General features: G+C 63.2%; 12 protein-coding genes. 7 read left to right on the top strand and 5 right to left on the bottom strand.

The window, feature by feature from the left end; all coding sequences use genetic code 11:
* Positions 1-18: 18 nt before the first annotated feature.
* Entirely contained in the window at positions 19-981 is a 963-nt protein-coding gene (locus tag ACQR1W_RS34505) for a lysylphosphatidylglycerol synthase transmembrane domain-containing protein (protein WP_434854945.1), read from the bottom strand.
* Between the two features lie 216 nt (positions 982-1197).
* Here ACQR1W_RS34505 and ACQR1W_RS34500 point away from each other — a divergent pair, with 216 nt between their 5' ends.
* The 7 genes from ACQR1W_RS34500 (at position 1198) to ACQR1W_RS34470 (ending at position 13684) form a co-directional block, all read left to right on the top strand.
* Positions 1198-2481, top strand: a complete 1284-nt coding sequence (locus tag ACQR1W_RS34500; RefSeq protein WP_434854944.1) for a nucleotide sugar dehydrogenase — start codon at positions 1198-1200, stop codon at positions 2479-2481.
* A gap of 11 nt (positions 2482-2492) precedes the next feature.
* A complete protein-coding gene (locus ACQR1W_RS34495) occupies positions 2493-3509 on the top strand; it encodes an NAD-dependent epimerase (protein ID WP_434854943.1) in 1017 nt (338 codons plus the stop codon).
* Between the two features lie 11 nt (positions 3510-3520).
* The gene (locus ACQR1W_RS34490) at positions 3521-4933 is read left to right on the top strand and encodes a mannose-1-phosphate guanylyltransferase/mannose-6-phosphate isomerase (protein WP_434854942.1); all 1413 of its coding nucleotides are present in this window, start codon (positions 3521-3523) and stop codon (positions 4931-4933) included.
* An 83-nt stretch (positions 4934-5016) separates the two neighbouring features.
* Entirely contained in the window at positions 5017-7239 is a 2223-nt protein-coding gene (locus ACQR1W_RS34485; protein ID WP_434854941.1) for a tetratricopeptide repeat protein, read from the top strand.
* A 58-nt stretch (positions 7240-7297) separates the two neighbouring features.
* Complete coding sequence (locus tag ACQR1W_RS34480; RefSeq protein WP_434854940.1) at positions 7298-9517, top strand: tetratricopeptide repeat protein; 2220 nt, start codon at positions 7298-7300, stop codon at positions 9515-9517.
* 63 nt (positions 9518-9580) lie between these two features.
* Positions 9581-11803: a tetratricopeptide repeat protein gene (locus tag ACQR1W_RS34475; RefSeq protein WP_434854939.1), complete on the top strand. Its 2223-nt coding sequence runs from the start codon at positions 9581-9583 to the stop codon at positions 11801-11803.
* Between the two features lie 348 nt (positions 11804-12151).
* Positions 12152-13684 carry a hypothetical protein gene (locus ACQR1W_RS34470; protein WP_434854938.1) on the top strand — a complete coding sequence of 511 codons (1533 nt, stop codon included), beginning with the start codon at positions 12152-12154 and terminating at the stop codon, positions 13682-13684.
* Positions 13685-14612: 928 nt separating this feature from the next.
* Here the strand turns inward: ACQR1W_RS34470 and ACQR1W_RS34465 are convergent.
* The 4 genes from ACQR1W_RS34465 to ACQR1W_RS34450 form a co-directional block, all read right to left on the bottom strand.
* Positions 14613-15299: a DUF1223 domain-containing protein gene (locus ACQR1W_RS34465; RefSeq protein WP_434854937.1), complete on the bottom strand. Its 687-nt coding sequence runs from the start codon at positions 15297-15299 to the stop codon at positions 14613-14615.
* A gap of 123 nt (positions 15300-15422) precedes the next feature.
* A complete protein-coding gene (locus ACQR1W_RS34460) occupies positions 15423-16673 on the bottom strand; it encodes an adenosylmethionine--8-amino-7-oxononanoate transaminase (protein ID WP_434854936.1) in 1251 nt (416 codons plus the stop codon).
* The gene (gene bioD / locus ACQR1W_RS34455) at positions 16670-17308 is read right to left on the bottom strand and encodes a dethiobiotin synthase (protein ID WP_434854935.1); all 639 of its coding nucleotides are present in this window, start codon (positions 17306-17308) and stop codon (positions 16670-16672) included. The genes ACQR1W_RS34460 and bioD overlap by 4 nt, the downstream gene beginning before the upstream one ends.
* Positions 17305-18438, bottom strand: coding sequence for an 8-amino-7-oxononanoate synthase (locus ACQR1W_RS34450; RefSeq protein WP_434854934.1), 1134 nt, complete (start codon positions 18436-18438; stop codon positions 17305-17307). The genes bioD and ACQR1W_RS34450 overlap by 4 nt, the downstream gene beginning before the upstream one ends.
* Positions 18439-18499 lie beyond the last annotated feature (61 nt).

Raw genomic sequence — 18499 nt, 5'->3', positions numbered from 1 at the left:
AGTCCAAAAAGGACAGGTTCAGTCTTCGGCAGTGGCCGGGATGCTCATGGCGCCGGCGCCTTTCTCCGCACTGAAGATCCAGACCAGCCCGCCCATGCCGCCGACGATGAAATAGACCGCGCCGAACAGGATCGAGACCACCGTGCCGTCGGCCGGCGCCAGTCCGGCATAACCGAAAGCGACCATCATGGTCGCCTCGCGCACGCCCCAGCCGGCAATCGAGATCGGCAGCATCGTGATCAGCATGATCGGCGGCGTCAGCATGAACAACTGCTCGAAATCGGCAGGGGCTGCGATCGAGCGGACCGCGCACCAGGCAATCACGACCGCCAGCACGTGGATCGACAAGGAGAGCACGGCGATCTTGGGGCCTGTTGTTCTGCCGAAGATCACCCGATTTGCGATCACGGAGCAGGCATGAACGTGACGGGTCGGCCACCACGCCTTCATCCAGGCATCCGGAAGGTAACCGAAGATCAGGAAGCCGACGCCTGCAGCAAGGGCAGCCAAGTCGACCAGGACCAAAGCGAGCCGGCCCTTGTCGTCGGCGATCATGCTGTAGCTCCACGGCAGGCTCGCAACGATGATCAGCGCGAGCGCGATGAAGCCCACCGCACGGTCGGTCAGGATCGAATAGCTCGCCGCGCGCCAGCCGGCGCCGGTGCGGCCGATCAGCCACAGCCGCACGGCATCGCCGCCGATCGAGGAGGGCAGGGTCTGGTTGAAGAAAGACCCGATCATGTTGTAGCGGAACGCCTGCAGATCGCTCAGTGGCGCGCCGCAAAGCGCGGAGATCTCCCGCCATCGCAGCGCCCCGATGAAGACCTGGATCAGCGTGACCAGAACCGCAATGACGATCCAGCCAAGGTTGATCTGGCTGAGCCGCTCCTGGATCGCGGCAAAATTGATCCCGCGCAGCGCGAGATAGAGCAGCGCCAGCGATACCGCGATCCGGAGCACGAGGATGAGAAACGAACGCATGAGAGGCCAGCTTCGCCCTTGATCTGGTCCGTCCAAGCCGGGCGCGAGACGCTAAAATCCCGTCTCGATGTGGCTCTCGGAGCGTGGTTATCGGACCGTTGACGAGGCGGGGGGCGCCGTTCCCGGCGGCGCACCCCTTGCGGTCCCTCAGCTCAGGTGGCTAAACAGTCGCCGGGGTGGCGTCAATGGCCTCGAAAACGACTGGAAAATCAATTTATGTCTCATGGCCGGACAATTGCGGTGATTGGCCTCGGTTATGTGGGCCTGCCGGTCGCTGCAGCCTTCGCGCGCGGCGGCTGTCCGGTCACCGGCTTTGACATCGATGCCAGCCGTGTCGCCGAGCTGCGCGCCGGGCTTGATCGCACCCGTGAGGTCGAGAGTGCCGATCTGAAGCGAGCGGGCTTGAGCTTCACCGCCGAGCCGACCGATCTCCGCTCCGCCGACTTCTACATCGTTACCGTGCCGACCCCGATCGATGCGGCGCGCCGGCCGGATCTTTCGGCCATGCTCGCGGCGACGCGCACGGTCGGTGCGGTCCTCAAGCGCGGCGACATCGTGGTTTATGAGTCGACCGTGTATCCGGGCGCAGTGGAAGAGGATTGCGTTCCGATCCTGGAGAGCGACTCCGGCCTCAAGGCTGGTGTGGATTTCAGCGTCGGCTACTCGCCCGAACGCATCAATCCCGGCGACAAGGTTCACCGTTTCGAGACCATCACCAAGGTGGTTTCGGCGCAGGACGCAGCGACGCTCGACATCGTCGCAAACGTCTATGGCTCGGTGGTCACCGCCGGCATCCATCGCGCGCCCTCGATCAAGGTGGCGGAAGCCGCCAAGGTGATCGAGAACACCCAGCGCGACCTCAACATCGCCTTCATGAACGAGCTGTCGCTGATCTTCCAGGCGCTCGAGATCGATACCGGCGATGTGCTGGCGGCTGCCGGCACCAAGTGGAATTTCCTGCCGTTCTCGCCCGGGCTGGTCGGCGGCCACTGCATCGGTGTCGATCCTTACTATCTCACCTATCGCGCCGAGAAGGCCGGCTATCATCCCGAGGTGATCCTGGCCGGTCGCCGCATCAACGACGAGATGGGCCGGCGGATCGCGCGCGAATGCATCCGCGGCCTGTTACGCCGCAAGGGCCAGAGCGGCACGGTGACGATCCTTGGCATCACCTTCAAGGAGAACGTGCCGGACATCCGGAATTCCCGCGTCATCGATATCGTCAGGGAATTGCAATCGTTTGGCGTCAACGTGCAGATCGCCGATCCGCTGGCGGACGTGCGAACCGTCGAGGAAGAGTACGGCGTGGCGCTGACAGCGCTCGAGAGCTTGCGCCCGGCCGATGCGCTCGTGCTGGCGGTGGCGCATGAGGCCTATATCGGGGGGGGCTGGGCGCTGGTGCAGCGGCTGCTGCGCGAAGGCAGCGGGCTCGTTCTCGATGTGAAGATGAAGCTCGATCGCGCCGGCAAGCCTGCCGGGATCGAGCTGTGGCGGCCGTGATGGGAGCGACAATGACAGATGACACCGTCCTCGTGACCGGCGCCGCCGGTTTCATCGGTTTTCACGTCGCGCAGCATCTGCTGAACGAGGGGCGGCGCGTTGTCGGCATCGACAACCTCAACAGCTACTACGATCCGCGGCTGAAAGAGGCGCGGCTGGAGCTGCTCAAAGCCCAGCCGGGGTTCAGCTTCCTCAAGCTTGATCTCGCGGACCGCGCCGCGGTCAAGGCGCTGTTCGCGCAACATCGTTTTCCGGCCGTCATCCACCTCGCCGCGCAGGCGGGCGTGCGCTATTCGCTGGAGAATCCGCACGCCTATGTCGATGCCAATCTCGAGGGCTTCATCAATATTCTCGAGGGCTGCCGCCATCATGGCTGCGAACATCTTCTGTTCGCCTCGTCGTCTTCGGTCTATGGCGCCAACACCAAGCTGCCATTCTCGGTCAAGGACAACGTCGACCATCCGATCAGCCTCTACGCCGCGACCAAGAAGGCCAACGAGCTGATGGCGCATTCCTACAGCCATCTCTACAGGCTGCCGACGACCGGCTTGCGCTTCTTCACGGTTTACGGGCCCTGGGGGCGGCCGGACATGGCAATGTTCATCTTCGCCAAGGCGATCCTGGCGGGGCAGCCGGTCAAGCTTTTTAACCATGGCCGGATGCGGCGCGATTTCACTTACGTCGACGACGTGGTCCAGGCCGTGGTCCGTCTGGTCGGTCGGCCGCCCAAAGGGAACCCGGACTGGGAGGGGAACCGGCCCGATCCGGCCACTTCCAGGGCGCCATGGGTGGTTTACAATATCGGTAACAATCACCCCGAAGAGCTGACGCACGTGATATCAGTGCTGGAGCAGGAGTTCGGGCGGACGGCACTCAAGGAAATGCTGCCGATGCAGCCGGGTGACGTCGAGGCGACCTACGCCGACGTGGCTGATTTGGAGCGCGACATCGGCTTTCGGCCTGCGACGCCGATCGAGGAGGGAATTGCCCGCTTCGCCAAATGGTATCGTGACTATCATCGCATTTGAGGACTGATTTCATGACCAGACGCATCATCCCCCTGATCATGTGCGGCGGCGCCGGCACGCGGCTCTGGCCGGCGTCGCGCGAGGTGCGGCCCAAGCAGTTCCTGCCGCTGTTCGGCGCCCGCTCGACCTTCCAGGAGACGCTGCTGCGTGTCTCGGACGCCAGCCTGTTCGAGCGGCCGATCATCATCACCAACGCCGCCTACCGTTTCATGGTGCTGGAGCAATTGGCCGAAATCGGCATCGAGGCCGATGTGCTGTTGGAGCCGATGCGCCGCGACTCAGGTCCGGCGATTGCGGCCGGTGCAGCGTTTGCGCGGACGCGCGATGGTGAGGCGGTCGTACTGGCGCTCGCCGCGGACCATGTGGTGCGCGATACCGACGCGTTTCTCGCGGCCTGCCGCGAGGGACTGGCGGCGGCCGAAGCGGGCCGTATCGTCACCTTCGGCGTCACGCCCGAGCGTGCCGCGACCGAATATGGCTACATCTGCCCGGGCGACGCCGTGGCGGGGCAAGTGCGCGCAGTGGCGCGCTTCGTCGAGAAGCCGGATCAGCCGACCGCCGAGCAGTACATCCGGGACGGTTATTTCTGGAACAGCGGCAATTTCATGTTCCGCGCCGCTCTGCTGCTCGACGAGTATCGCAAATTCGATTCCGCCAGCGTGCAGGCGGTGACGGACTCCGTCATCAACGCTGGCCGCGACCTCGGCTTCATCATTCTCAACGCGGATAGCTTCGCGGCCGCCAAGCCGATCTCGATCGATTATGCCGTGATGGAGAAGACGGAGCGGGCGGCCGTGGTGCCGGTCTCCTGCGGCTGGTCCGATGTCGGTTCGTGGCATGCGGTCTGGGAGCTGTCGGAGAAGGACGCGCAGGGCAATGCCGCGCGCGGCGCATCCGTGTTCGAGGACTCCCGCAACTGCAACGTGGTCAGCGACAAGGCGCTGGTGGCGCTGGAGGGGGTCGACGACCTCGTCGTGGTGGCGACGCAGGACGCCGTGCTGGTCTCACGCCAGAAGGATGCCAATGGCCTCAAGCGTCTGGTGGCCAAGCTGAAGACCGTAGCTCCGGAGGTGACGGAGGCGCACATCAAGGTGCATCGTCCCTGGGGCAGCTATCAGTCGGTCGACAATGGCGAGCGGCACCAGGTCAAGCGCATCGTGGTCAAGCCCGGCCAGCGGCTGTCCCTGCAGAAGCACTATCACCGCTCCGAGCATTGGATCGTGGTGCGCGGAACGGCGCGCGTCACCGTCAACGAGACGGTGTCCATGGTGCACGAGAACGAATCGATCTACATCCCGATGGGCGCGGTGCACCGGCTGGACAATCCCGGCAAGATCCTGTTGGAGCTGATCGAGGTGCAGACCGGCTCGTATCTCGGCGAGGACGACATCATCCGCATCGAGGATGACTACCGGCGCGAGTAGGACTCACTTACCGCTCTCGAATCGAAGGCCGAATCAAAACCCATGTGCTAGATTCGCAAGGACATCCGGGGCGGAGGGGATCCTTGCAAAGCACGATTGGTTCGCGCGCGTTCCAGAACGCGCGGCTGCAGAAGAAAAACCGCAAGCAGGCGGAGGCGCTATATCCTGCCGCGGTCGAGGCCTATCGTGCCGGCCGCCATGCCGATACCCAAGCGATCTGCAGACAGGTTCTGGACCTGCTTCCGGACTATTTCCCCGCTTTGCACCTGTTGGGGATCTCCACGCTGGATTGCGGGCGGCTGGACGTCGCCGAACAGGCGCTGACGCGGGCGGTCGCCCTCGAGCCGCGCCATGCCGAGGCCCTCGTCAATCTCGGCTTGGTGTACTTCCATCAGAAACGCTACGAGGAAGCGCGCAAGGTCCAGGAACGTGCGACCGCGGCGAAGCCGAATTTCGCGGTGGCGTTCACCACGCTCGGCAATACGCTGATGAACATGAGGCTGTTCGACCAGGCGCTGGAGGCGCACCTGCGCGCGATCGCCTTAAAGCCCGATTATGCTGATGCCTATTGCAACCGCGGGATGACCCTGCTGCTGATGCAGCGGCATCAGGAGGCATATGAGAGCTTCAACCGTGCGCTCGCGCTCAACCCACGGCATATGCACGCGACCTTCGGCCTGGGCCTGGTCGGCGTCAATCTGCGGCATTGCGACCAGGCGTTGACGTCGTTCAACGCGGCGCTGGCGCTCAGTCCGGGCAATGCCGCCATCCTGGCGCAGCGCGGCCGCCTCCATCTGCAGATGGGACATTTCGAGCCGGCCGAGGCCGATTTCGATGCTGCGCTGGTCGCCGATCCCAACCTGGAGGCCGCGCTGCTCGGCAAGGCTCACGTCAACGTCCTCAATGGTAACGTTGCGCCGGCGATGGCGGCCTGCAACAAGGTGCTGGAGCAGAATGCGTCGTCCGAAGTGGCGCTGGTCTGGCTGGGGGCATGTCTCGCCAAGCAGGGCGATGTGACTGGTGCCATCCAGCTGTTCGATCGCGCGCTCGAGATCAAGCCGGACTTCGAGGAGGCGGTCACCAAGAAGATCTTTGCGCTCGACTTTCTCCCGGATGCAGACTTCGCTCTGCAACAGGCGGTTCGCCGCGAGTGGTGGGAGCGGATCGGCGCCAGGATCTGGCAACGCAAACTGGACGTCCGGGATTGCGATCCGGAACGTCCGCTGGTTGTCGGCTACGTCTCCTCAGATTTCCGCAATCATTCGGCGGCCCTCGCGTTCTTCCCGGTCCTGCGACATCACGACCACGGCGCATTCCGCGTGGTCTGCTATTCGTGCTCGCCATTGCGCGACAGCGTCACGGAAAAATTCCAGTCCATTGCCGACAAATGGGTGGACGCCTGGCAATTGTCCGACGACGAACTGGCCGACCAGATCCAGGCTGATCAGGTCGACATTCTGGTCGATCTCTCCGGTCATTCGGGCGGCCACCGCCTCTCGGTGTTTGCGCGCAAGCCGGCGCCGATTCAGGCGAGCGCCTGGGGGCACCCGACCGGCACTGGACTCCCGACGATGGACTATGTCCTGGCCGATCCGGTTTCGATCCCATCATCGGCGCGCCATCTGTTTGCCGAGCAGATCCATGATCTGCCTTGCATGATCACGATGGATGCGATCGAGGGGGGCCACGCGACTGAGCTGCCGATGCTGCGCAACGGCTACGTCACCTTCGGCGTGTTCAATCGGATCGACAAGATCTCTGACGCCGCGCTTGCAGTTTGGGCAGAGCTCATGCAGGAGCTGACGAGCGCGCGGATCGTGATCAAGAACGTTGCCCTTGATGACGCCTATCTGCGCGACAGTCTCATCGGCCGTTTCGTCGATCATGGCATCGCGGCAGAACGCATCAGGTGCATGGGCTCGACCTCACGCCCTGATCATCTGGCTGAATTCGGTGCGATCGACATCTCGCTCGATCCGTTTCCCCAGAATGGCGGCGCCAGCACCTGGGAATCCCTGCATATGGGAGTCCCCGTCATCACCAAGCTCGGGTCGACGCCGTCAGCGCGGGCCGGCGGTGCAGTGATCACGGCGATCGGGCTCGACGACTGGGTGGCCGAGGACGACGCCGGCTATCTCGCCATCGCCCGCAATCATGTGGCCGATCCCGCCGCGCTCGCCAAGCTGCGCGCCGAACTGCCCCAGCGCATCGCGACCTCAGCCGCTGGGAACGTCGCGCTCTACACGCGCAAGGTCGAGGAGGGCTATCGCACTTTCTGGCGCCGCTACTGCGCCGCCAATGCCTGAGACGGCCTGCGTCCATCGCGTTCTCCGCGTCAATTCCTGACCGTTCTGGAGACCATCCTTGGCAAATGTCGGTTCGCGCGCGTTCCAGAACGCTCGCCTTCAAAAGAAGAACCGCAAGCAGGCCGACGCGCTGCTGCCGCAGGCTGTGGCCGCCTATCGCGCAGGCCGGCACGCCGAGGCGCAGGCGATCTGCGGCCAGACACTCGCGCTGGTGCCCGACCATTTCGATGCACTGCATCTGCTCGGTGTGTCGGCGCTGGAGAGCGGCCGTCTGGATGTCGCCGAGCAGGCTCTGACACAGGCGGTCGACGCCGAGCCGCGCCATGCCGAGGCGCTCGCCAATCTCGGCCTCGCGCTGTTCAGCCGGAAGCGCTATCAGGAGGCGCGGACAGTGCAGGAGCGCGCCGTCGCGGCCAGGCCGAATTTCGCAGCGGCGCTGACCGGTTTCGGCAACACGCTGATGAAGCTCGGCCTGCTGGAGGAGGCGCTGCAGGCGCACGAGCGCGCGCTCGCGGCCAAGCCCAACTACGCCGACGCTTACTGCAATCGCGGCATGGCGGAACTGCTGCTCAACCGCAATGTCGAGGCTATGAGTAGCTTCGATCGCGCGCTCGCGCTGAACCCGCGTCAGTCGGAGGCGCTGTTCGGCAAAGGCCTGGTCAACATCAATCTGCGCCATTCCGATGAGGCGTTCGCCGCCTTCGATGCCGCACTCGCGATCCGGCCGGGCGTCGCTTTGGTCCTCGCCCATCGCGGCCGCCTCCGTCAGCAGCTCGGGCAGTTCGATCAGGCCAAGCTGGATTACGATGCCGCGCTCGCGATCGACCCGTTGCTCGAAGTGGCGCTGCTCGGCCACGCTCAAATCTCGGTGTTGAAGGAGAATGTCGCGCCGGCGATGGCCGCCTTGCGCAAGATTCTCGAACAGAATCCCAGGTCCGAAGTCGCCTGGACGTGGCTCGGAGAGTGCTTTTGCAAGCAGGGCGACATCGCTTCAGCGCTGCAGCATTTCGAGCGCGCGCTGGAGATCAAGCCCGATTATGCTGACGCGATCACTGCGAAGATCTTCGCACTGGATTTCATACCCGACTGCGACTTCGCTCAGCACCAGGCGGCGCGACGCGAATGGTGGACCAGGATCGGGGCGCGTATTTCGCAGAGGCGGCTGCTGCCGCGAGACCTTGATCCAGAGCGGACCATCACGATCGGCTATGTCTCTTCGGACTTCAGAGCGCATTCGGCTGCGTTGGCTTTCTTGCCGGTGCTGACGCATCGCGATCAGCAGCAGTTCCGGGTAGCCTGCTACTCCTCGTCACCGTCACAGGATCGGATGACCGTGCAATGCCGGTCCGCTGCGGACATCTGGGTCGATGCCTGGCAGATGTCGGACGAGGAGCTTGCGGCGCGCATCGAGGCCGATCAGGTCGATGTGCTGGTCGATCTGTCCGGCCATTCTGCCGGCAACCGGCTGCCGGTGTTTGCGCGTAAGCCGGCGCCGATCCAGGTCAGCGCCTGGGGGCATCCGACCGGCACCGGCCTTCCGACCATGGACTATGTCCTGGCCGACCCGGTTTCGATCCCGCCACCGGTGCGTCATCTATTTGCCGAGCAGATCCATGATCTGCCCTGCATGATCACGATGGATGCGATCGAGGGGGCCCACGCGACCGAGCTGCCGATGCTGCGCAACGGCTACGTGACCTTCGGCGTGTTCAACCGGATCGACAAGATCTCGGATGTCGCGCTTGCGGTCTGGGCAGAGCTGATGCAGGAGCTGCCGAGCGCGCGCATCGTGATCAAGAACACGGCGCTCGATGACGCCTATCTGCGGGATAGCCTGATTGGCCGTTTCGTCAATCACGGCATCGCGGCAGAGCGCGTCACGTGCATGGGCTCGACCTCGCGCGCGGATCATCTGGCCCAATTCGGCGCGATCGATATCTCGCTCGATCCGTTCCCGCAGAACGGCGGCGCCAGCACCTGGGAATCCCTGCATGTGGGGGTCCCCGTCATCACCAAGCTCGGCACGACGCCGTCAGCGCGGGCCGGCGGCGCGGTCGTCAGCGCGATCGGGCTCAATGACTGGGTGGCCGAGGATGACGCCGGTTATCTTGCCGTCGCCCGCCGTCAGGTGGCTGACCCGGCTGCGCTCGCCAGGCTGCGCGCCGAATTGCCCCAGCGCATCGCGACGTCGGCCGCTGGGAACGTCGCGCTCTACACGCGCAAGGTCGAGGAGGGCTATCGCACCTTCTGGCAGCGCTATTGCGCGGCCAATGCGTGAGTTGGCCTGCATCCATCCGTTGCGTTCGCTCGCGTCAATTGTTGACTCTTCCGGAGATCATCCTTGGCAAATGTCGGTTCGCGCGCGTATCAGAACGCGCGGCTGCAGAAGAAGCTGAAAAATCTGGCCGAGACGTTTCTGCCGGCCGTGCAGGCCGCCTATCGCCAGGGCCGGCAGGCGGAGGTTCAAGCCTTGTGCCGGCGCGTGCTCCAGGAGGTGCCGAATTACTTCGACGCGATGCATCTGCTCGGCGCATCGTTGCTCGATTGCGGCCAGTTGGAAGAGGCGCGGCAGGCGCTCGAGGGCGCTGTCGCCCTTGAGCCCGGTTCGGCGGACGCGCAATACAATCTCGGTTTTGCGCTATTCAATTTGCAGCGCTATGAGGAGGCGTGTGCCTGCCAGGAGCGGGCGGTGGCGCTGAAACCGGATTTCGCGAAAGCGCACGCAAATCTCGGCACCGCGCTGCTGCGGCTCGAACGGGCCGAGCAAGCCGTCGCAGCCTTCACCCGCGCAATTGCGCTCAAGCCCTACGACGCCGATGCATATTGCAATCGCGGCGTGGCGCAATTGATGCTCAAGCAATATGCGGCGGCGGCCGACAGTTTCGAGCGGGCGCTTTCGTTCCAGCCGCGGCACTTCGAGGCCCTCGTCAACAAGGGTCTGGCTCACGTCGAGCTCCGGCACTTCCCGGTGGCGGAGGCAGCCTACAACGCCGCGCTCGCGATCAAACCTGATGTGGCCGAGCTGCACGCCCATCGCGGGCGGATGCACCTGCTCTTGGGACGACGGCCCGAAGCGAAAGCCGACTTCGACAAGGCGGCCACGCTCGATCCCACGCTCGAGCTGGCATGGCGGGGCAAAGCGCAGGTCGCCATGCTCACACAAGCGATGGCGGAGGCCATGCTCGCCTGCAAGAAGGTGCTCGACCTGAATCCGACCTCCGAGTTCGGCCTCACTTTGCTCGGCATCTGCTTGGGACAGCAGGGCGAGATCGCCGCGGCCATCCAGCATTTCGACCGAGCACTTGAGATCAAGCCGGACTGCGAAGAGGCGATCGTGCAGAAGATCTTTCGCCTTGATTTCCTCCCCGATGCCGATTTCGCCGTGCAACAGGCGGCGCGACGCCGCTGGTGGGATGCGATCGGATCCAAAATGCAGCGTCGGACGCTTGCAGCGCGGCCGCGCGATCCCGACCGGCGGATCGTCGTCGGCTACGTGTCGTCGGACTTCCGGAGGCATTCGGCGGCGTTTGCGTTCCTGCCGGTGCTGCGATCGCACGACAGGGCGCAATTCCAGATCAACTGCTACTCCTGCTCGACCACCCGCGATGGGCTCACCGAGGTCTTCCAGTCCTTGGCCGACATCTGGGTCGACGCGTTCAATCTGTCGGATGACGAGCTGACCGACCGCATTGCCAGCGATCGCGTCGATATCCTGGTGGACCTGTCGGGCTTCACCTCGGGCCATCGCCTGGCGATCTTCGCGCGCAAGCCGGCGCCGATTCAGGTCAGCGCCTGGGGGCATCCGACCGGCACCGGCCTTCCGACCATGGACTATGTCCTGGCCGATCCGGTTTCGATCCCGCCATCGGTGCGCCATCTGTTTGCCGAGCAGATCCATGATCTGCCTTGCATGATCACGATGGATGCGATCGAGGGGGCTCACGCGACCGAGCTGCCGATGTTGCGCAACGGCTACGTCACTTTCGGCGTGTTCAATCGGATCGAGAAGATCTCCGACGCCGCGATCGTGGTCTGGGCGCAGCTGATGCAGGAGCTGACGAGCGCGCGGATCGTCGTCAAGAACACCGCCCTCGACGACGCCTATCTGCGGGATAGCCTGATTGGACGTTTCGTCGATCATGGCATTGCAGCGGAATGCATCACCTGCATGGGCTCGACCTCGCGCCCTGATCATCTGGCCCAATTCGCCGCGATCGACATCTCGCTCGATCCGTTCCCGCAGAACGGCGGCGCCAGCACCTGGGAATCCCTGCATATGGGAGTCCCCGTCATCACCAAGCTCGGCACGACGCCGTCCGCGCGGGCCGGCGGCGCGGTCGTCACCGCGGTCGGGCTCAATGACTGGGTGGCCGAGGATGATTCCGGTTATCTCGCCATCGCCCGCAATCATGTAGCTGATACAGCGGGGCTCGCCAGGCTGCGCGCCGAATTGCCCCAGCGCATCGCGACCTCAGCCGCCGGCAACGTCGCGCTCTACACGCGCAAGGTCGAGGAAGGCTATCGCACCTTCTGGCGCCGCTACTGCGCCAAGGCGTCGGGCTGATTGCCGAAGGTGGCCAGGACGGCGGGGCGTAGCCAGCGATCGAAAATCGTAGGGTGGGTTAGCGACCGCGCCAGTACTTCCAATTTCGCCCGGAATGTCGCTCGCGGTCGCGTAACCCACCACTTCCTTCGTATGGGATCGGCGGGTTACGCTTCGCTAACCCGCCCTACAAACTGTTCGCCATGAGGCTGGCTGGCCTCTCTCTGTTTCATCATAATCTAATCCGGTCGTAGAGCGACTAATAACCTATCTTATCAGCAAACATCCGATACCTGGCGGCAAAATTTAACTCGACCGTTACGAGCTTTTGTGTCAACGTCAACCAAAAATAGATTTGCGGAGATATTTATGGTCGATCACAAGAAGCTTGCCAAGCTACGTCGACTAATTACTGAAGGACTTCGCGTTCAAATTGGAAACGAAGCGATCACCTACATAAATGTAGGTCACGCGATGGAGGATGTGAGCGCAAAACAGAATCACACTGTGTTCGCAAGGCGAGGCTGTGGAAAGACCTTGCTTTTGCATGACTCTGCCAAGCAGCTCTCGGCAGAGATCAAGGCCATCTACTTGAACTGCGAGGATTTCAAGCAACATACATTCCCCAATGTGCTTATTGAGATTCTCTCGTCCCTTTTTGCCGAGATTGATTCTCATCTTTCCGGCTGGTTTGGGCGAAAGGCAAGAACCAAAGAAATAATCAAGGGCATTCGTTCTAAACTCGCGACGATGCATCGATCGCCAGATACGCATGACGAGGAAGTCAAGGAAACCGTCGCCGATGACTCGTCAATGAAAGGCGAAATCGGCGTTGAGGCGGAAAAGCTCAAATTCTCTTTGGGTGGGTCCGAGAAAAAGCGGACTGAGACCGAAAGATCATTTCGAAGTCATCGGCAGAAGCTGCAGGAGTTGGACCTGTGGTTGCCGGAACTTAAGAAGAGCATTCGGGAATTTTTCGTGGTGTCGGCCAAGGTCAAATGCATTTTCTTACAGATTGATGACCTGTATCACCTCAAGCGAGCGGACCAGGCCTTCGTAGTCGACTATATCCATCGTCTTTGCAAAGACGTGCCGCTGTTTTTCAAAATTGCCACTATGAGGCATGCTTCGACGATGTTTGCCGATCGTGACGGGCAGCCAATCGGCGCCCAGGAGCGGCATGACTATCAACCGATAAATATCGACTACACTTTCAGCGACTTTGCCCGAACGGAATCTCAAAATTGGCAAATATTGATGGAGTATGCTCGGCGAGCAGGATTGAACAAGGGCGAGTTGCAGGCCCTGTTCAAGGGTGAAGGGTTTTCGAGGCTGGTAATGGCCGGCGGCGGAGTTCCTCGAGATGTTCTTTCGCTGTTCCTTGAAGCAATGAGTCAAAGTGAAGGTGAGGCGGTGGGAAAGGATGAAGTGCGTATTCTTAGTCGATCTAATTTGGAGAGGCGAATAGAAGAGCTGAAGCAGGACTCTCAGATAGATGAGCAGGACGTGCTAATTTCTGGAATTTATGTTCTTAGAGAGTTTTGCCTCAACAAGAAAACGAACATATTTCTAGTGCCGGAGCAACTACTTCAGCAAGACGAGAATTGGAGGACTTTGTTTAACCGGTTGGTTGACTATCGGATAATTCACCAAGCCGGAAGTGCTCTCACGCATAAATCGCAACCCGGAAACTTCCAGGCATTTGCTATAGATATCGGATGCTATGCTCACTTCAGAAAAATGGAGGGTAGATTTAATGAAATTGACGTTTCTCGGCCTAACGCGAAAGATCAGATGCGTTCCGCGCCCGTGTTGAGCCTAGTGGATCTGCAGACCTTGTACAAATCTGTTCCTGCAAACGTCGAAGCGATTTTGAAGGAACCCGTTCCCGAGGTGGTGTAGCGCGACCGACGATCTAGCTTGGTTCGACAAGACATAGGTTTGGCTGACGGCCCTTTGAGTGGGCGGAAGAATTGGTTAGTTTTAGATTATGGCCATAAAGGCTGTGATTTATCGGTTTCGCGATCGCATCGCGTTGCGCCAATGGGCATTTCCGCATTCCCCTCATGCACAAACTGCCCGTCGTGCCAGTTTGCCGCAGGTATATGCGCTTGTGTCGTCGGGCAAATCACAATGATGATCTCGGCCATCCCGTTCGCGATGAAGAGGGGCGTTTCGGCCGATCGTCACGAGGCGTAGCAGCGGGGAGCGGTGGACGTATCGGACTTGGGGCTTGCACTTGCGGGCCGACGAACAGGTTCGATGCGGACGGTCAAGTCGCGTGGTCCCGGCCTCCCGACGCTGAGGTCCGCGCAACGCGCGAAAGCGCGTTGTCGCGAGATGGGGGCAAGAAAGCCCGGTCCCCAGGGAGAGCGCGAAGCAGCCGTTAAAACCATCGCGCGGGGAAGGCCGGGTCGTCCGGCTGATCCTGTGGTACCTGCCGCCTGCATTTCTTTTTAGCAGGCGGGCCACGGGCCTCAGTCGAGGTCCGGTCTTCCCCGCGCCCTCTCGCTTTTCGAGGGCACGCGATCCGTATAACTCGGGCGCCTCACGCGTCGCGGGAGCGTAGTCAGTTGTTTGGAAAAATCGTCCAGCAAATTCGGTGTCGTCCCGGCCTTGAGCCGGGACCCATAGCTATAGGCCGATGTTTGAGGCATTTTTGTTCGACCAGCATTGGCTCACCACGTCTCCCTGGGGTTATGGGTCCCGGCTCAAGGCCGGGACGACAGCGGAGTGCGGAGCTGCAGACCTCATGCCTCATCAGTATGATCTCGGCGCGATCGGCGTCGCGAGAGTGCTGCGCCATGTTTTTAGCTATCGGCGCCCCGTTTCAAAGCCTCGCCGCGCCGACGATGTGTCCATCAGGCGCTTCCACGATGACAGCCGCATCCTCACCCTCGGGCACCTGTTCGGTGAGACGCAAAGCGGCGCCTTGCCAATCGCCGAGCGGGCGGACCGATCGCACCACGTTCAATTCCTCGAAGGTGCGGCCGCCGTTCTCGCCGCGCCTTATGTCGGTCTTGTGATAGTGATCGAAGCCGACCAGCAGCACGCGCCCGTGGCCTTCGCCGCTGCCGACGTCGATCTGAACCCGTCCGGCATTGCGACTGAGATGCACGTCTGCCGCGGGCTGGTTGGCGCCCTTGGCGCGATCGATCGCAGCACCGATCTCGCTGCGGTAGGAGCCGACGTGACTGGAGACGCCGTTCACGACGATTTCCGGCGTGTAGGAGCCGTCGCCGAAGCGGCTGCCATAGCGCGCCTGCCGGTCGGTGGCGGCCGGGAGCGAGAATGGGTCCTTCCAGCCCAGCCGGTCCCAATAGGTGACATGGAAGGCGAGCGGCAGCACGTCGCGGCGGTCGCGCGCGAGGTCGTTGAGATAGGCATTGGCCGGCGGGCAGGACGAGCAGCCCTGGGAAGTGAACAGCTCGACGACGACGGGGCGGTCGGCCGCTTCGGCGGCAAGCGGTGCCAGACCGAGGGCGAGGGCGGACAGGATCACAGCGCGCGACAGCATGGGATGCTCCTTGGGCACGGGGTGTGCTTCCAGTTTCGCGGACCGGCCGACGCGCGTTACGTCGCCGCGTTGACACGGTTTCGTGAGCAGGACGCGCCCAGAGGCGCTCATATTCGCTCGTGGTCAGAGATCGATCGCGGCGATCGCGTCGTAGACGCGCCCGATCTCGGCCTCGGTGCTGCAGTAGGGGGGCATCAAATAGATCGTGCTGCCGAGCGGGCGGACCAGCAGGTCGCGCGCGAGGAAATGGCGGTAGAGGCGGGGGCCGATGTCGGCGAGATAGCCGGCATCAGGCACGACCAGGTCGAGCGCGGCGATGGTGCCGAGCTGGCGGATGTTGGAAAAACGCTTGTCGCCGCGGAAGCGGTCGAGCGCCTTGGCATGCACAGCGGCGAGCGCTGCGATCCGCTGCATTACCGGCTCGCTCTGCCAGACCTTCACGTTGGCCAGCGCGGCGGCGCAGGCGATCGGGTTAGCGGTGTAGGACGAGGAGTGGAAGAACGTCTTGCGCCGGTCGTGCGCATAATGCGCGTCGAAGATCGCGTCGCCGCACAGCGTGACCGCCAGCGGCATCACGCCGCCGGTCAGTCCCTTGGAATAGCAGGCGATGTCGGGCGCGATTCCGGCCTGTTCGCAGGCAAACAGCGTTCCGGTCCGTCCCCAGCCGGTCATCACCTCGTCGGCGATCAGCAGCACACCATGATGCCGGCCGATGCGCGCCATCTCGGCGAGCACGGCAGGCTGATAGATCAGCATGCCGCCGGCGCCGAGGATCAAGGGCTCGACAATCAGTGCGGCGACCGGGTACGCGCGGCAGGCGGCCTCGAGCGCGTCCAGCGTCGCCTGCTCGCGTCCCGGATGCGGAAAGGGCAGGCGGCCGACATCGAACAGCAGCGGCTCGTAAGGCGCGTTGAAGACGCCGCGTTCGCCGACCGACATGCCACCGATGGTGTCGCCGTGATAGGCGCCTTCGAGCGCCAGGATGCGGCGGCGATCCTCGCCCGAATGCAGCCAGAAGCCGAGCGCCATTTTCAGCGCGACCTCGACCGAGGTCGATCCGCTGTCGGAGAAGAACACGTGGGTCAGCTCGGGCGGCGTGATCGCCACGAGCTCGCGGGCCAGCGCTTCCGCCGGCGGGTGGGTGAAGCCGGCGAAGATCACCTGGTCGAGCCGCTCGGTCTCGGCCCTGATCGCCACCATGATCGGCGGATGGCGATGGCCATGCGTCACCACCCACCAGGACGAGATCGCATCGAAGATGCGGCGTCCGTCCGCGGACTCCAACCACGCGCCCTCGGTGCGGACGATGGTCGGAATCCCGTCGTGCAGCGCGTGCTGGGTGAAGGGATGCCAGACCGGCGAGGCGGATCTCATGCGAGATGCTCCCGGAAGCAGCCGACATCGATGTGAGCGGCGAACGCGGCCCGCAACGTGTTGGCGGTGAGATCCGGCAGATGCGGCAGGCGGCCGAGATGCCGCGTCCGCCCCATCGCCACGATCGTCTGTTCGGAATCCCTGTTCTCGTCGCCGATGAAGGCGACGCCGACCAGCCTGATGTGGCGAGCGCGGATCGCCTCGATCGAGAGCAGCGTATGATTGATGGTGCCGAGCGTGGTGCGCGCGCACAGCACCAGCGGCGCGCTCCAGCGGGCAAATATACTGAGATAGGTCACCTCGCGCGTCAGCGGCACCATGAGGCCGCCCGCGCCTTCGATGACGAGGGGGCCCGACACCACCGGTGGCTGCATGCGGTTGGGATCAAGGGTGACGCCGTCGATTTCGGCCGCGAGATGCGGCGACGCTGGCGTGACCAGACGGTAGTGCTCGGGAAGTATCCGTTCCGTTGCCAGCCCGGACAGGCGGCGGACGGTATCGGAATCGGTCTCGCCATCGAGGCCGGATTGCACCGGCTTCCAGTAATAGCCATCGAGCGCGCCGGCGAGACCGGCCGAGAACACGGTCTTGCCGATGCCGGTATCGGTGCCGGTGACCACGAAGCGCTGCGTCAAGACAGGCGCCCCAATGCTTCGGCCGTCGCGTCGAACAGCTCGGAGATCACCTGTTCGTTCAGCTTGGCGGTGAGCGCGACCCGCAGCCTTGCGGTGCCTTCGGGCACCGTCGGCGGCCGGATCGCGCGGATGTCGAACCCTTGTGCCTGCAGGGCGGTGGCCAGCGCGACGGCCCTGTCATCGCGGCCTATGATGATCGGCAGGATGTGAGACGGCAGCGCCTCAAGACCACATCGCAGCTTCAGCTCGCGCGCGGCGTGGGTGACCAGCTGCGCCAGTCGTTCGCGGCGTTCCGCCTGGGCGCGCGCAATCGACAGCGCGACCCGGGTGACCGCCGCGATCAGCGGCGAAGGGGCGGTGGCGAAGATGAAGGGCCGCGCGCGGTTCACCAGGAAATCGCGCACGATCCCGGGGGCGAGCACGAAGCCGCCGGAGGTGCCGAGCGCCTTGCCGCAGGTATGGAGCGTGATGATGTTGTCGCGGCCCTCGAACGCCGCTGCGAGGCCACGTCCGTCCGGACCGAGCACGCCGGTTGCATGCGCCTCGTCGATCACCAAGGTGGCGTCGTGACGGTCGGCGACAGCAACGAGGTCAGCGAAATCGGGACTGTTGCCATCCATGCTGTAGACGCTTTCGACCGCGATCCACGGCCGCCCCCGGCCGCCCGCCTTGCGCCATTGCGTCAGCTTCGAGTCGAAGGCATCTGCATCGTTATGCGGGACACTCTCATGCGCTGCGCGGCAGTGGCGGAGGCCTTCATGTACGCTGGCATGCACCAGCGCGTCATAGAGCACGATGTCGCCGCGCTGGGGCAGCGTCGAAAAGATCGCATGATTGGCGGTGTAACCGGCGCCGAAATAGAGCGCGGTCTCTGCGCCGAAATGACGTGCGGCTTCCGCCTCGAGCGCCTCGTGCTCGGGATGATTGCCGCGCAGCAGCCGCGAGCCGCCGGCGCCGACCGGCACGCCGCGCCCGATCGCCTCGGACGCGGCCTGCCGCAGCTCCTCCGATTCGGCGAGGCCGAGATAATCGTTCGATGTAAAGTCGATGCCGGCGCGGGCGCGCAATTGACGGAATCGACCCCGCTCATTCAGTTCGCCGAGCTGGGTCTCAAACGCGTTGTAAGCCATCGAATATTCACTCAAGCTGCAGTTCATCTTGAACTACAGCACGCTGCGCGGCTTGATGGCC

It is taken from the genome of Bradyrhizobium sp. HKCCYLS1011 (genome assembly GCF_051167795.1).
Lineage (GTDB): Bacteria > Pseudomonadota > Alphaproteobacteria > Rhizobiales > Xanthobacteraceae > Bradyrhizobium.
This window is presented reverse-complemented; position numbering and strand designations above follow the sequence as displayed.